This is a genomic window from Archangium sp. Cb G35 (genome assembly GCF_001896145.1).
Lineage (GTDB): Bacteria > Myxococcota > Myxococcia > Myxococcales > Myxococcaceae > Archangium > Archangium violaceum.
The window spans coordinates 116,441-132,043 of record NZ_MPOI01000012.1 but is presented as its reverse complement, the minus strand read 5'-3'; the positions used below and the strand labels follow the sequence as shown (position 1 = coordinate 132,043).

General features: G+C 68.3%; 11 protein-coding genes. 5 read left to right on the top strand and 6 right to left on the bottom strand.

The features are described from left to right. Nucleotides 1–95 precede the first annotated feature (95 nt). From BO221_RS33325 to BO221_RS33310, 4 genes are all read right to left on the bottom strand, one after another. Nucleotides 96–2,258: a PAS domain-containing sensor histidine kinase gene (locus BO221_RS33325; RefSeq protein WP_233166361.1), complete on the bottom strand. Its 2,163-nt coding sequence runs from the start codon at nucleotides 2,256–2,258 to the stop codon at nucleotides 96–98. 141 nt (nucleotides 2,259–2,399) lie between these two features. Then, complete coding sequence (locus tag BO221_RS33320; RefSeq protein WP_073564906.1) at nucleotides 2,400–3,230, bottom strand: hypothetical protein; 831 nt, start codon at nucleotides 3,228–3,230, stop codon at nucleotides 2,400–2,402. 14 nt (nucleotides 3,231–3,244) lie between these two features. Continuing rightward, nucleotides 3,245–6,280 (bottom strand): CehA/McbA family metallohydrolase, encoded by a 3,036-nt coding sequence (locus BO221_RS33315; protein ID WP_073564905.1) that lies wholly within the window; start codon nucleotides 6,278–6,280, stop codon nucleotides 3,245–3,247. A 14-nt stretch (nucleotides 6,281–6,294) separates the two neighbouring features. After that, entirely contained in the window at nucleotides 6,295–7,377 is a 1,083-nt protein-coding gene (locus BO221_RS33310) for a hypothetical protein (RefSeq protein WP_073564904.1), read from the bottom strand. 75 nt (nucleotides 7,378–7,452) lie between these two features. On the opposite strand from BO221_RS33310, the gene BO221_RS33305 reads away from it, so the two are divergent. From BO221_RS33305 to BO221_RS33285, 5 genes are all read left to right on the top strand, one after another. Then, nucleotides 7,453–8,592 (top strand): acyl-CoA dehydrogenase family protein, encoded by a 1,140-nt coding sequence (locus tag BO221_RS33305; RefSeq protein ID WP_073564903.1) that lies wholly within the window; start codon nucleotides 7,453–7,455, stop codon nucleotides 8,590–8,592. Between the two features lie 105 nt (nucleotides 8,593–8,697). Beyond that, the gene (locus BO221_RS33300; protein ID WP_073564902.1) at nucleotides 8,698–9,378 is read left to right on the top strand and encodes a hypothetical protein; all 681 of its coding nucleotides are present in this window, start codon (nucleotides 8,698–8,700) and stop codon (nucleotides 9,376–9,378) included. A gap of 32 nt (nucleotides 9,379–9,410) precedes the next feature. Beyond that, nucleotides 9,411–9,911: an RNA polymerase sigma factor gene (locus BO221_RS33295; protein ID WP_073564901.1), complete on the top strand. Its 501-nt coding sequence runs from the start codon at nucleotides 9,411–9,413 to the stop codon at nucleotides 9,909–9,911. After that, nucleotides 9,908–10,636 (top strand): DUF4384 domain-containing protein, encoded by a 729-nt coding sequence (locus BO221_RS33290; protein WP_073564900.1) that lies wholly within the window; start codon nucleotides 9,908–9,910, stop codon nucleotides 10,634–10,636. The genes BO221_RS33295 and BO221_RS33290 overlap by 4 nt, the downstream gene beginning before the upstream one ends. Beyond that, nucleotides 10,633–12,201 (top strand): caspase family protein, encoded by a 1,569-nt coding sequence (locus BO221_RS33285; protein ID WP_073564899.1) that lies wholly within the window; start codon nucleotides 10,633–10,635, stop codon nucleotides 12,199–12,201. The genes BO221_RS33290 and BO221_RS33285 overlap by 4 nt, the downstream gene beginning before the upstream one ends. Nucleotides 12,202–12,521: 320 nt before the next feature. Here the strand turns inward: BO221_RS33285 and BO221_RS33280 are convergent, their stop codons facing one another. Together BO221_RS33280 and BO221_RS33275 are read right to left on the bottom strand one after the other, a co-directional pair. Continuing rightward, entirely contained in the window at nucleotides 12,522–13,445 is a 924-nt protein-coding gene (locus tag BO221_RS33280; RefSeq protein WP_083681735.1) for a DUF2381 family protein, read from the bottom strand. A gap of 103 nt (nucleotides 13,446–13,548) precedes the next feature. Next, entirely contained in the window at nucleotides 13,549–15,540 is a 1,992-nt protein-coding gene (locus tag BO221_RS33275) for a serine/threonine-protein kinase (protein ID WP_073564898.1), read from the bottom strand. Nucleotides 15,541–15,603 lie beyond the last annotated feature (63 nt).

Sequence of the window (15,603 nt, the reverse complement as noted above, 5' to 3'; positions counted from 1 at the left end):
AATCGATGGAATGTTCTGTCCCCCACAGATAGTGGCACTGTAAGATTTTTCTCGAAGTCTTGCACTACAAAGCTGAGGGGGCGGAGCGAGTCCCCTCAGGCGACCTGTTGAGCCGAGGCGTAGGGCAGCTCCAGCGTGAAGGTGGCCCCAAGTCCGGGCCCCTCGCTGTGCACGGTGAGCGAGCCGCCCAGCTCCTGGGCCGCCAGGGCGCTGGAGTGCAGGCCGAAGCCGTGCCCCTCCTCGCGGGTGGTGAAGCCGTACTGGAAGATGCGGGTGAGCATCTCCGGCGCGATGCCCATGCCGTTGTCGTGGACCTGGATGCGCACCAGCCCGGTGGGGGTGCGCTCCATCTTCACGGTGAGGATCCGCTCGACGGGGGGCACGCCGTCCATGGCGTACTTGGCGTTGCTGACGAGGTTGACGAGGATCATCAGCGCCTTGTGCTTGTCGGTGAGCACCGGGGGCAGGGCCTCGAGCTGCCGCACCACCTTCACCTGGTGGCGGGTGAGCCCGGCGGCGTTGATGCGCAGGGCGTCCTCCACCAGCGCTTCCAGGTGGACGGGCTCCTGCACCCGGGGCGTGCGGGCGTAGTTCTGCTGCACCTTCACGATGTCGCCGATGTGCTCGGTGTAGCGGCCCACGTCATCCAGCAGCGTGGCGATCTCCTTGCGCTCCTCGAGCAGGTTCTGGCCCAGCTTGCCGAGGAAGGGCAGGACGTTCTTGCCGCGCTCGTCCTGGGAGAGGAATGCGCCGATGTCGCCCTGGTTCTCCTGGAGCATGCTGGCCACGCGGCTCACGTGTTCCAGGCGCATGTTCGTCATGCGCTCCCGGGCGAGCTGGGCGGCGGTGTAGACGCTGTTGAGCACGTTGCCCACGTTGTGCAGCACGTTGGTGGCGATCTCCGCCATGCCGGCGCGCCGGGCCGACTGCACCAGCTGCCGGTGCACGTCCTTGAGCTCGCGGGTGCGCTCCTCGACGCGCTGCTCCAGGCTCTCGTTGGCCTCGCGCAGGGCCTTCTCGCGGCGCTGCACCTCGTCCACCATGCACTGGAAGGAGTGGGCGAGCTGTCCCAGCTCGTCGTTGCGCGAGGTGTCCAGCTCCACCTGGAATTCACCGGAGGCGATGCGGTCGGTGGCCTGGGTGAAGGTGCTCAGGGGCCGGGTGATCTGCCGCCGGAGGACCCAGGCCATGATGGCCAGCTCCAGGACGAGCGACAGGATGCCGAGCACCAACACGTAGCGGGCGGCCAGGAGGGCGGGCTGGGACACCACGTGCGCGGGGAGCACGGTGACGAGGTTCCAGCCGGGCCCCAGGAGCCGGGCCACCGCGAGGTACTCGTCCTGCTCCGGCAGCTTCAACACGGACTCCCCGGGCGGACGGGTCTTCACGCGCTCGATGATGTTCCGCAGGTGCCCGCCATCCATCCGTGGGGGGGGCTGGACGATGGGCGTGCCGTCATCGCGGAAGAGCAGGTTGTACGCACCGGGCAGGTGATCGTTGATGGTGCGGGCCATCAACTCTTCCAGCATCACGTCCTGGCTGATGGACGCGGCATGCCGGCCGTCGAGGTCCAGCGGGGTGGTGGACGTGGACATGGACTTGCCGCTGACATCGTCCGTATAGACCTCGGACCAGAGCGTCCGCCGCTCCGGGTTGTTCTCCAGCAGGCTGGTGGAGAAGTACACCTGTTGGGTGACCATGAAACCGGGCGTGGTGTCATGGATCCAGGTGGGGTGCTCGGGCCAGTAGATGACGATGGGCCCCTCGGGCAGCGTGATGAAGGTGTTCGCGAAGCGGACGTGGAAGGCGGGGCCGTACGAGGTGAGCACGTCGTACGAGGCCAGCAGCCGGCGGCGCATGTCCTCGTCGACCTTCACCCCCTGCGGCACGAAGAGGCCCACCGTCTTCGTGCCATCGAATCCCTCGGGACGGCTGCGAACCGAGCCATCGGCCATTCGCACGAACAGCCGATCGAAGCGGGGGCCGAGGTCCTCGGGGCCGAGGGCCCGGATGCGCTCCTCCAGGACCCGCTTGATGAAGACATGGTTGTCCTCGGCCAGCCGGAAGATGGCCTGTTCGCTCTGGGCGCGCTCGGTGACGTGCTGCTCCAGGTGCGCGAGGGCCTCCGTGCGCAGCGTGTGCAGCATGTGGAGGTAGCTGAAGAAGGTCGTCAGGGCGATGACGACCGCGATGCGCGCGCCCATCTTGATGAGCGTCGAGCGGGCCAGCGGATCGCGAAGTCGGGAAGTCGGCTGCATGAGGAATCTGGCCGCACTGACACGAGATGCGAGCCGGGAATTCCGCTGGAGGGCGGACGGGGGGCCGCCCGCCTGGAGGGTGTGTCTGCCCGGGGCATCATCGTCCTGGATGCATGCGGGGCATGTCCAGGACGGGATACACTACATCCGGTACGTGACCTTCAGCCCGCCGATGGCGAGTGCGCGCTCGGCCCCCACCAGGGGCAGGCTGGCGCCCAGCTCCACGCCGAAGTTCTCGCCCGCGCGGAAGCGCAGTCCGAGCGCGGGTGCCACGTAGTCCAGCACGGCCCGGTGGCCGAAGTGCAGGTTGGCATCGAGCACGGCGGCGAAGCCGCTGCAGAGCGCGTACTCGGTGCCCACGTTCATCAGGAAGCCGGCGCGGGGCTGCGCGGGGCCAGCCCCCAGGCCCATGTCTCCATCCAGGCCCACGTAGCCGTGCACCTCGAAGCGGTCCGTGGGCCGGTACAGCAGGGCGGCGCCCACCTCGGCGCCCAGCGTGCGGGTCCTCGGGCTCGCGAAGGACGTGGGCAGTTGCAGCCGCGCGCTCGGGGCGAGGACGAAGGCGCCCTGAGTCAGCGCCACCCAGGTGCCGCCCACGGTGAGCTGGCCCAGGTGCAGGGTGGTGCCGGTGAGGGTGGCGTTCTGGACGAACTGGAAGCGCGTGGCCTCCAGCGTGGCGAAGACCTCCAGGTCCGGGCGCACGGCGTAGCTGCCGCTGAGGAGGGCGGCCCCGGTGACGGCGCCGTAGAAGTTCTCCGTCTCGATGATGGCGCCACCCTGGACGCCGAAGCCCACCTCGGTGCGGGGGCAGGCGCGGCGGCCGGTGGCGACATCGGCGGACAGGAAGCCGAAGGTGATGGGGCCCTCGGCCAGCGCGGGGGAGAGCCACTGTTCACACGCGCCCTCGGCGCGAGCGGTGGCGGGCAGCAGCAGCAGGACGGCGAGCGCGGAGAGCAGTCGGGACGGGTTCACGGTGTGCCCTCGGTTCACTTGGCGGCCACGCCGGGGGCATCGAAGCGTCCGTTGCCGTTCCGGTCGAGGATGAAGGGGTTGGTGAAGGACATGGGGTAGCCGCCGGTGACCACCTGCGAGAAGTGGAACTGCGGACTGGCCTCGCTGGTGGGCGGAGCCGGGGTACGCAGCGGGCCGTAGCTGGAGCCCTCGGCGATGTCGGCGCGATCCACCTTGCCGTCGCCGTTGTTGTCGCTGGTGTCGGGGATGCCATCCGGCTTGCCATCGGGGCCACCGAAGTCGGCGGCGAGCGGCAGGCGGGCGCCGGCCTCCACCACCACCCACGCATCCCCGCTCACGCCGGAGAGCAGCTCGGAGAGCGCGAGGCTGCCGTTGTAGCGCACGAGTTTGAGCTCCACGTTGTTGAGGTTGAGCGGATCCTCCGGATGGAAGAGGTCCGTGCCGCTGAGCGCCTTCACGACGTTGCCGTTGACGACGATGCGCACCTCCTCCACGGGCACCCAGGGGGCGGCGGAGACCCTGAGACGGAGCTGCGCGTCGGCCGCGGGGGCGAACGGGGTGAAGCCGAAGCGGCGGATCACGCCGGGGGCTTCCACGGTGGCCTCGATGACGGGGCCGTTGGTGCCGAAGGACTCACCGGCCTTGAGGGCCTTGTTGAACTCGGCGGTGTTGAACGAGGTGCCGGGCCTGGTGCTGGTGTAGACGATGTTGCGCGGCACGCCCACGGTGTTGTCGGTGAGGCTGTGCGAGTCGCTGTTGGCGGTGCCCGCGGCGAACTGGCCCTGGTTGAGCGTGTAGAACCAGAAGGCGCGGTAGGGCAGCAGCATGTCGTTCTGCGTGCCGTTCATCACCTCCTGGGCGTGCTGGCCGTTGTTGGCGAAGCCGCCCTTGGGCGTGCGCACGTACATGCCGGCGCTGGTGCCGTCATCGTTCGCGGGCAGGTTCTTCGTCGTGTCGAGCGCGAGCGCGCGCGGGTAGCCCAGATCGCGGCCGAACTCGGCATCGGACCAGGGGTGGTTGAGCTGCACCAGGAGCTGGTCGCGCAGGGCGGACGGGGCGCTCTCCTTCACGCGGTCGAACAGCTCACCGGGCTCGACGAGCTCGTCCGGCGGGGCGCCGTTGCGCGGCTTCGTCGGGTCGTACTCGAGCGGCCAGAAGTTGTAGTGGCCCACGACGAGGGGCACGGTGGCGCCGGGGCGCTTCATCCAGAGGATGTGGCCGGTGGTCTCCAGGCCCACCACGGCGCTCATCTTGTTCTGCAGGCCCAGGCTGCGAACCGTCTCGGCGTAGTCGTAGATGACGTCGTGGTCGGTGGAGACGATGACGTCCAGGTCCGTGGCGGAGAAGGAGAGCACGCGGTCGTACTCGGGGATGGAGCTGTCGAAGCTGGCCGCGCCGTGCACGTGCAGGTCCGCGCCCACGGTGTTGAGGGGCTGGATCGCCAGCTTGTACAGGGCGAACTCCACGGTGGTGGTGGGCTCGATACCGAAGCTCACGGTCTTCCGGTCGATGGTCCAGAAGGGCCCCTTGAAGGCGTAGAGGTAGAAGCGGCCCGCGGGAACGTCCACGGTGGCGGTGCCGTTGCGGACGAGGAAGCGGTTGCACGCGGGCGAGGGGCCCGGAGGAGGACCGAGCCACGGCGCGCAGGTGCCGAAACGGCCATGCAGGGAGCCCTCGGTGCCCTTCAGGGTGGTGTCGTCCACGGGAACGAGGAAGATCTCGGCGTCGAGGCCCGCGTTGGAGACCCAATCCACCACGTTCACGGTGAGCTTGGAGTGCGAGGACACGGCGAGCGTTCCCAGGTCCGTGTCCGCGTTCACGTTGTCGAGCTGGCGGTCGGCCACCTTGCGGCCGAAGGCGTGCAGCTCCACCACGTAGTCACGGCCGGCGGGCACGCGGGCCTGGAAGCGGCCCTCCCCATCGGGCGTCACCTGGGTCCATGGGACGCGGTTGGCCTGGGCGGTGGTGAGCTCGCCCTCGCTGACGAGGACGCTGACCTCGCGGCCCGAAGTGGAGACAGGCGCCCCGTTCCGGGTCACCACGCCACTGAGCGTCACGTACTTCTCACCGCGCAGCTTCTGCCGGGCCTCGAGCGCCAGGTCCGCGGCGGCGGCCACGTCCCCGCGCTCGGACACGGCGAGGAAGCGCTCGAAGACGAGGTAGTCACGCGGCTGCACCACGGTGCGCGCCAGGCCCGAGGAGGAGATCTGATCGCTCTGGAAGCCCTCGAGCAGGTCCGCCTCGCCGCAGGCCACGTGGGCGTAGCTGGAGGCCGGATCCGAGGCCATGGCGGCCGTCAGGTAGGGGAACTTCTTGAAGGCGTTCCCGATGGAGAGGAGGCTGAAGGACGGGTGCTGGTAGCCCGAGCCCTCCGCGGGCGTGAAGGGCAGGGCCTCGCGGCCGCTCCAATAGAAGCCGTCCGCCAGGGCCCACAGCTGCGGATCCACGGCGGTGTTGAGGACCTCGGTGCGCACGCGGATGCCGGGCTCGCACGGGCGCATCTCATAAATCGTGTGGATGGGGAACTCGGGCTTGCCGTCGAGCGTGCCGTTGAACTGCACCGCCACGCGGGCGGGGCGCTCGTCGATGATCTTCATCGACGTGTAGTGCGCGGCGTCCCCGGGGAGGATGCCCACCACCTGGAGCACCTGGTTGAGGCCATCGTTGTTCTTGCCGCGGGCGCTCAGGTCCAGCAGCGAGCCGCCGTTGGGATCCAGCAGGTTCGTGTTGCCGAGGCCGGCGATGACGGCCACCGCCCGGTCATTGCCCAGGAGGATGTCGCCGCGGGCGCCGAGGGCGTTGAGGCCACCGGGAACGGTCTCGGGGCCCGCGACGGGATCATGGCTGCCCACGCGCTTGTCCGTGGGAGTGAGGGTGCGCACCTCGAGCATGGAGCCGGAGGAGGCCTCACAGGAGTAGCTCAGTTTCTCGCAGGGGCTGACGACCCGGCAGCCTTCATCGTTGCCGAGGCAGCTCTCCTTCTTGCAGCCGGAGAGCGTGAGCCCGAGCAGGGCGAGACTCGCGGCCAGGAGGCGGAGGGGGGAGGACATGATGGATGCTTGTATCAACCTCCCCGGTGGTTCCTCCAGTAGCTCAGCCCGTGGGCGGCGTGGCACGAGTCGCCGATGAGGTCCAGGTAGAGCTGGTACTGCGCCGCCTTCACGGACGCCATGTCGCGGAAGGCCCCCGAGGCATCGAGTCGACGCACCGCGCCATCGAGCAGCGCGAGGGCCTGCTCCACCGCCCGGGCCTGCTCGGGCGTGGGTTTCCAGCCCGTCTCCTCGCGGTAGCGGCCGAGCGCCTCCAGGAAGTGTCCGTAGAACTTCACCATCTGTACGAGCACGGGGAGGCGGTACGCGGGAGGAGCGGAGGTGAGGGCGGCGTCGTACTGGCGGGACTCGGAGCCGAGCCGGTAGACGAGCACGTCCACCTGGGTGTCGAGGCGGGAGCCCCAGGCCTTGCGCACCGCGGGGTGGCGCGCGTGGCTGGCGACGGCCTGGAAGAGGTGCAGTCCCCCACAGGGGTGCGCGTAGATGCCCTGCTTGCGCTTGGGCACCTGGGGCAGTCCGGCCTTCATTCCGGCCAGCAGCTCCGCCTGCTCACGTTCGAGCAGGGCGAGCGCCTCGTCCATCACCGTGTCGAGGCGGACCGTTTCACCCGCGCCGGTGGTGAAGGTGGCGCCCGGAGGCAGGGCGTGGGAGAGGGCATCGAGCGTCCAGGCGCCGTGGGGCGAGAGGGCGGCATCGCGGCGGAAATCGCGCTTCAGGTCCTCCACGAGCGCACCGAGGGTGACGGAGCCACCACTGGCGCGGAAGGACTGGGAGGTCGGGAAGCCCGCGAGCAGCAGCGTCTTCACGAGGAGGTTGGGGTGGGGCTCCACGGGCGTGCCGTCGGCGGCGAAGGCGTCGAAGCGGAGGTCCGTGCCCTCTCGGAGGATGAAGTCCGAGACGATGACGTCCGCGGCGCGGCGGCCATCGCGGGCCTTGAAGGAGCGGCCCTCGGCGGTGATGCCATGGGCGAGCGCCCAGGGGTTCTTCGGGTCCGCGGCCCAGGTGCGGCACTGCGTGCGGAGCACCTCCTCGGCCGAGGGGCGTGCGGCCGGAGCGGCCGACAGGAGCGCGAGCAGCGCCAGGGTGACAGAAGTCATGGGTGTCCTTGTCCGCGAGGACGACCCTTGTACTATCGACTCTCCAATCAATCATCCCGAGGAGCCACAGCGACCATGCTGAACCCGTTCACCGAGGAGCATGAGGCCTTCCGTAAGACGGTGCGTACGTTCGTGGAGAAGGAGATGACGCCGCACGCCCTGGAGTGGGACCGGGCGGGCATCTTCCCCCGGGAGATCTTCCAGAAGTGTGGCGAGCTGGGCTTCTTCGGCATCAACCACGATCCCCAGTACGGCGGCAGCGGGCTGGACTACTGGTACGTGACGGCCTTCACCGAGGAGCTGACGCGCAGCCGCAACGCGGGCGTGAACATGGCGCTGCTGGTGCAGAGCCAGATGGCCACGCCGATCATCAACGAGATCGGCACGGACGAGCAGAAGCGGGAGTTCCTCGCGCCGGCGCTCGCGGGCGAGAAGATCGCCGCGCTGGGCGTGAGCGAGCCGGGAGCGGGCTCGGACGTGGCGAACATGCAGACGACGGCGCGCGTGGATGGGGATGACTACGTCATCAACGGCTCGAAGATGTGGATTACGAACGGCACGCGGGCGGACTTCATCACGCTGGGCGTGCGCACGGGCGGGCCGGGATACGGGGGCATCTCGCTGGTGACGTTCCCCACGGACGTGAAGGGCTTCACGGTGTCCAAGAAGCTCGACAAGGTGGGCAACCTGTCCTCGGACACGGCGATCCTCTACTTCGAGGACTGCCGGATTCCGCGCCGCTATGTGCTGGGCGAGGAGAACCAGGGCTTCTACCACATCATGACGAACTTCCAGGGCGAGCGCCTGGTGGGAGCCCTCTCGGCGGTGGGCGGGATGGAGCGGATGATTGAAGACGCGCTCGAGTACGGGAAGGAGCGGCAGGCGTTCGGCAGGCCGCTGCTGGGCTTCCAGGTGTGGCGGCACAAGCTGGTGGAGCACATGGCGGCCATCGAGGCGGCCAAGCGGCTCACGTACCACGCGGTGGCGCTGTTCGACGCGAAGGAGAACCCGGTGCGGGAGATCTCCATGGCGAAGCTGTTCGCGGGAGACCTGGCGCAGAAGGTGGCCTACGACGTCCAGCAGTTCTTCGGAGGCATGGGTTACATCGAGGAGACGCACATCGCGCGGGCCTGGCGCGACATCCGCCTCATCACCATCGGCGGCGGCACCTCCGAGGTCATGAAGGAGATCCTCTCGAAGATGTCCGGCTTCTGAGCTCATTTTTCCGTGCCGGAAAATAATGGCTCGCGGTCCCAAGGGATGGAACGGGCGGCGGACCCCTATCGGGTCCTCCCGGCCCGTTCTCCTCTGGGAGACACCATGAAGCGCATGCTGCGTTCGATGTTCATCACCGGCCTCGCGGGCCTCGTCCTCTCCGCGTGTGGCGAGCCCCTGGCCACGCCGGAGTACCCCGGGGAGCCGCTGCTCACCCTGAGCGGCACCGTCACCAGCGAGCGGACGGAGCCGCTGCCGTCCCCGACGGTCGAGCTCGTCTGGCTCGTCCCCCGAGCGGGTGAGGAGACGATCGTCACGGATTCAGTGCCCGTGGAGGGTCAGTTCCCGAGCCACTTCACGCTTTCGCTCCATCGCCCTCCCGACGACAGCGCGCTCGTCCAGAGCGCGTATGGGCGGCTTGGCATCGCCTTTATCGGGGTGTTCGACGAGAGCGCGCGGCGCTTCCTCGGGGGCTCCGAGAACTACCTGCTGGCCTATCTCCCCGAGCCCGTCGAGGCGGGCAGCGAGATCTCGAAGTTCCTCGACCAGGATGGGGGCGCGCGCGCCATCCCGGCTGGCTACCACCTCATCCACGTCGAACGCATGACCGATGCGGAGCGCCTCGAGCGCCAGGAATGCCTCCGGCAGGCTACCACGCGCGAGGAGTGGGATGCCTGCCCCGACCCGTTCGACGACTTGTCCGTGGTCGAGGAGGGTCTGAACACGAGCATCCATGTCCGGATCCCCGAGGACCCGAGCAAGCTGCGCCTGCCCAACTTCACCTGAGCGCTCGCGAGGCACGGAGGACCGGTCGGCACATGAGGAGCAACGGGGACATCGAGCAGCTCTACCGCGAGCACGGACACCTGGTGCTGCGCCGGGCGCGTCAGGTGCTCGGCGAGGAGCAGGAGGCGCGGGACGTGTTGCAGGAGCTGTTCACCTCGTTGCTGCACCGGTCCGGTCAGTTCCAGGGCCGCAGTCAGGCCATCACCTTTCTCTACTCGGCGACGACCCACCTGTGCCTCAACCGGCTGCGCAATGGGCGGACGCGGTTGAAGCTGGTGGAGGAGGTGATGGCGCCGCGCCAGTCCGAGGTGGAGCCCCCTCGGGCGGAGCGGCTCGCCGAGGCGCGGAGTCTTCTGTCCCGTCTGCCCGAGGAGCTGCGCGAGGTGGCCGTCTACTACTACTTCGATGAGATGACGCACGAGGAGATCGCCAGTGTGATGGGTTGCTCCCGGCGGCACGTGGGCAACCAGTTGGAGCGCGTCCGCGAGCAGGTGCTGCGCCTCGGTGGTGCGTCTGGCAAGGAGAGGTCATGAGCCGCCGCGAAGGGTGCCTGTCGGATCTCCAGTTGGACCTGTTGCTGGGACGTGCGCTCGCCGACGGTGAAGAGGGGAGGGCGCGCGAGCACCTCGCCACCTGTGCCGACTGCTCCGCCCGGTATGACGAGCTCCACGCGGACCGGGAGGCCTTCCAGACCGCGATGGCTCCGCTGGACCTGCGTGCCCCCGAGCCCCCGCGCCGTCTGGCGCCCCGGCGGGCCGCGTGGGTGGGCAGTGCGATGGCCCTGGCCGCCTCGGTGGCGCTGGTGGTCCTGGTGGGGAGGCCGTCTCGCGAGGGGATCGAAGTGGGCCAGACGAAGGGGGCGGGCTGGTCCGGGTTCTACGTGCGTCACCAGGGAGTGGTGCGCGAGGGCGGTCCGGGCGAGGTCGTCCGGCCCGGGGATGCGCTCCAGTTCACGACGTCGCTGAGCGCTCCGGGTTACGTGGCGGTGCTGAGCGTCGATGGTGCACGGCGCGCCAGCCTCTACTACCCGGCCGAGCTCATCGCCGCCTTGCAGCCCGCGGGCGAGGACGTGCCCCTGCCGTTGTCCACCGTGCTCGATGACACGCTGGGGCTGGAGACGGTCTACGTGCTCGCCTGCCCGGCGCCGATTCCGCTGGAGCCTCTGGTCTCGGCACTGGAACGGGAGCCATCCCGGCCGCCCCCGGCCGAGGGCTGCGACGTGGACGTGGTAGAGCTGGACAAGCAGGAGGGTCCATGAGGGCGGTCCCATTGTTCCTGGCGCTCGCCGGGGTGTTGAGCGTGGCCAGTCCGGCCGGGGCGGAGGTGGTCCGCTTCGGGCTCGTGATGGGCAACAACCTCGGCGAGGCCGGCGAGGAGCCGCTGCGGTTCGCCGAGGACGATGCGCGCAAGGTGCGCGACGTGCTGGGGGAGCTCGGCGGTTTCGCGCCCGAGAACCTGGTGATGCTGTCCGGCGAGGACGCGGCGACGGCGCGCCGGGCGCTCATCTCGCTCAATGATCGCATCCGCTCGGTGGCGGGCAGGCCGGGGACGCAGGCCATGCTGCTCGTCTACTACTCGGGCCACGCGGACGCGCAGGCGCTTCACCTGGGGACGACACCGCTGGAGATCTCCGAGCTGGAGCAGCTCGTGCGAGGCTCGGCGGCGGCCTTCCGGGTGCTGGTGCTCGATGCGTGCCGCTCGGGTGCGCTCACCCGGGTGAAGGGAGGCACCAGCGCGCCGCCGTTCTTCCTCCGGTTGGATCAACAGCTGGCGGGGGAGGGCGTGGTCTTCCTCACCTCGAGTTCGGCGAGCGAGTCCGCCCAGGAGTCGGAGGCGCTGCGGGGCTCCTTCTTCACGCACTACCTTGTGTCCGGGCTGCTGGGGGCCGCGGACCGGAACGAGGATGGGCAGGTGGCGCTGGAGGAGGCGTACCGGTTCTCCTACGAGAACACGCTCCGGGCCTCGAGCCGGACGTTGTCGGGCACGCAGCACCCGACGTTCCGCTATGAGCTGAAGGGGCAGGGGGACGTCATCCTGACGGACCTGGGCCGGCGCGCCGAGCGGCGGGGGAGCCTCGTGTTTCCCGAGGGGCGCACGTACCTGCTGTTCACCGACACCTCGGCGGGCTCGGTGGTGGCCGAGGTGGGGGCACACGATCGGGTCCGCCGCATCAACGTGCGCGCGGGCCGTTATTTCGTGCGGGGCCGGGGCGCGGACTTCCTGCTCGAGGGCACGGTGGCCGTGAAGCCCTCGGCGGTGACGGCGGTGGAGGACGGGAAGTTGGAGCGCTTCGACTACGCGCGGCTGGTGCGCAAGGGACAGGCGGAGGCGCGGGCCGTGCACGCGGTCCAGGTGGGTTACCAGGTGCACACGGCGCTGTGGCAGGGAGCGTCCAACTGCCAGGGACCCTGGGCCGCGTGGGCCATCGAGCTGGAGCACCTGAGCCTGGTGCCGCGGGTAGGCGTGTGCCGGGGTGGCTTCCGCAACGAGAACCTGAGCGCGCGCATGGACGAGCTCGGCGCCGAGCTGGGGGTGGTGCACGCGTGGGATCTGCCCCGGGTGACGGTGAGCGTGGGGGCCTCGGCGGGGGCGGCGGTGCTCCACCAATCCTTCGTGACGATGGGGAAGGCTCCGGACCGGACGGCCATGGCGGGGACGCTCGCGGTGAGCGCGGGGGCCACGTACGACCTTCCCTTCGGCTTCGCCTTCCTGCTGGAGCTGGCCGGGCAGACGTTTCTCTTCCCGGAGCTGACTCCCGAGGGACGCCGGTCCGCCGCGGCGCTCACCGTGCGAGGCAGCCTGGGACTCGCCCGGCACTGGTAGCGGCCCAGGTCCCTGGGAACATGAGCGGACACTGCGCCCATTTCCCCTCGCCCTCCGGGAGAGGGACGGGGTGAGGGTGCCACGAATCCCAGGTTGAACCCCCTGTCCACATGGGGGTCCATGGGTTTGAAGAACGGGGACAGATACCCTCACCCCGTCCCTCCTGATGGACCGAGCCAACCCGGAGAACTTCTGGTTCGGGCCGCGCCACGACGACTACTGGAGGAAGCACATGTGATGTTCCCGATTCGGGACTCACGCGCCGGGGCTTCCTGCTGATGATGGGCCTTCCCGCGTCGAGACGCGCGGACGGGCTCACATCAAGGCCCCGGCCCCTCAGTCAGAGCCGGGAAGGTCACGCTGCCGAGTGTGACGGTCCGCAGTCCATCCGCGTCCCAGAGCTTCAGGACAAAGGGACCAGTGGTCCGCACGTCCTCATCCCGCACTTCGATGTATAGGGTGAGCGGTTCACCTGGGAGAACGGGCTTTTGCGGCCAGATGGACCCCTCCAACTCTTCACCCTTCGGACCCACGAGCTTCGCTCCTTGCGCAGTCCAGGGGGCCGTGCCCTCGTTTTTCAAATCGAAGCGCACCGCCATCCGCCCGCGAGCACGGCAGGTGGTGACATCTCGCGCGGTCAGCGCATTTCCCGGACGCTCAACGTTACGAACCGTTGAGCAGGGAATGCCCTTCTCGCCCATCATGCCGGAAGCGAGCAAGCCGGTGAGTCCGTCCGGCCCATCGCGTTCCGCACGCAGTTGTTGGATCTCCGCGCGCAGTCTCGCGTTCTCCTCGTAAGACTTCTTCAACTCGGCCTGAACGGAATCAACCGGGCGCGCGTGGCGGAAGATCGTCACCTGCCGCTCGCCAATCGCCGGATGGACGACCAGTCGGAACGTGGCGCAGTCAGGAGCCGCGCCATCCTCAAAGCACACCGTCATTTCGTTGGGCTTCTCACCACGCAGCTTCTCCGATGGGACGAGCGTGATGAGGCGTATTCCGGGCGCCACCTTGAAGCGCTCGCGATTCTCCAGCGTCAGCCCGTCCGCACGCACGTCCGAGTCGAAGTCGAAGGTGGTGGGCTGTCCCGGGCTGATCTGTACCTCGGAGACCTCGTTGGTCTCGTCCGCCGTCAATTCGATGCAGCGGCCTTCCGCTTCTCCGGGAGGAGGACATGTCTGCGCGGTGGCGGAAGTCCCCGCGAGAAGCAGCATCAGGAACGCAGCAATCGACGGAGCGAACACGGGACACCCACTCCAGGGCAGGAACGGTGCCCGCCTCTATCACGTCTCCGGACCCGGTTGTGCTCGGGCCCAGTCCTTCCACTTCCGTCCGCTTGTCCGGCGCTCACTCGAAGCTACGTACGGCCTTCACACGCACCGTGGAGTAGATACGAGCAGAATCCAAGCTGCCGTTGCGTTCCCGGATGGCACCTTTCCCACCCTTCAACGAGTCCCACATCTCAAAGCACACCGGAAACGGCTGGCCATCTCCCTTGAGGTCACGCGCTTCGGTGAATCGCCCGTACACGCGCTCCTCTCCGATGGTGAGTGTTCCGGACAGGAAGATGCGGCCTCCTGATTCACCCGGTTGGCGGGGACCCAACTGGGCGGAGGTGGAACCGTCGTGGACGCTGATGTCCTGTTCGGGTCCTTCTTCTTTAAGGTATGCCGAAAACTTTTCCCCAATGCGGACGCCGAGCTTGTCGGCCATGGCCTCGACCGCACCCGCCGGACACGGAGCAGGTTGCGGAGTGGGCCGCACTTGTGGCGCTGGGCAGCCAGACAGCGCCGTACAGAGGGCCGCTGAACCAAGCGCCTTTCCCGTGCGTCCGAGAACCTTTGTCTTCTTCTCCTGGAGCTTCTCGCTGCTGTCGTCTTTGCGAAGCATCGTGATCATTACGGGCGCAGAGATGGAACCCATCGCGGGCTCGGCGCCTTCTCCGCCTGGAGGATCCAGCGGCTTCGCGGATTGCGCCACTTCACGACCGGACTCGGCTTGTCGGGTGGGAGCGGCCTCGGATGACGTGTGGAGTGGCACCGCCCCAGGGCGAGAGCGCAACGACGTGGCGAACAGGAACGCTCCGAGCATCACAGCCGCGAGTCCCGCTGCTGCTGCGAAGCGAGAGCGACGACGCGACACCGGAGGGGTCGGAGCTGCTGCCGCTCGTGGCGCTTCGAAAGGGGCCGGGGCTTGGGATGTAGGGGGAAGCACCGGCTTCGGTGAAACCGGCTCCGGCGCAGGCACCACAGCAACAGCGGGCGCCTTCTGTTCCGGGACAGCGGCGAGGACTTCGACCTCGGGAGCAGGAGCCTTGTCCGGTGGCTTCCGTCCTCTCCGACGCTCTTTCTTCAGCCAACGCCGGAGCCAGCGCTTCGAGTCGGCTACATCCACCAGCGCTGGATCTTCCTCCGTCGTCCTGGTGTGGGGCGTGTCCGGCTCGAACAGCGGGAGGTCCCAGCTTGCATCAGCCTCGGCCTCGGTCATGGCTGCATCGAGCGCCGCGCAGAACTCGACCACGCTCCCGTAGCGCGCCGCCGGGTCCTTCTCCAATATCCGCATGCAGATGTCGGAGAGCGCTCGTGGGACCCTTGGGTTGAGGATGTGCGGTGCAACAGGACTCTGATGGAGGATGCGCTCTGCGAGCCCGCCCTCTTCTTCGTCCTCCCGGTCTCCGAACGGAAGGATGTCCGTCAGCAGCCAATAGAACGACACTCCGAGGGCCCAAAGCTCGTCCGCTGGGCCGTAGTTATAGCTCGCGGAGTCGTTCTCCTTGCTGAAGCGCCACGCCTCCGGCGCGCGGAACTCGATGGTTCCTGGCGGAAGACGCGAAGTGGTGAGGGCTGGGGAGCCCATGAGCGTGCCCACCCCGAAATCGATCAGGAGCGGCCTCGCGTTCCCGTCCCGGATGATGACGTTGTCCGGTTTGAGGTCCCTGTGCATGACGCCTTGCCGGAGCACTTCTCCGAGCGTCAGCCCGATATCGAGCACGATGCGTGCGGACTTCCTGGCCGAGGGGTTCTCCTCCGAGACATACGTCTCCAGGGTCCTGCCCCCAGCGAACTCCATGACGATGTAGGGGTGACCGACGAATGGATCCGGCCAGAATCCGCATCCAAAGAAGCGGACGACATCGGGATGAGTCAGGTGGTTCAGGATGCCGATCTCCCGCTTGGCCCGATCATTCAACAGGCGACCACGGAGGAGCTTGAGGGCATAGAAGCGCCCGGCCTGCTCGGCTTTGTAGACGTGGCCGTAGCTGCCGCTGCCGAGCTTCTCGACGATGCGGTAGTCCCCGACCATCTCTCCGATTTCCGGCAACCTGTAGGCCAATCCCACGACGCACCTCCGAGAACGCGGAGCCTACCAATCTCGTGGAGAACGAGCTGCACGCCGAAAGTC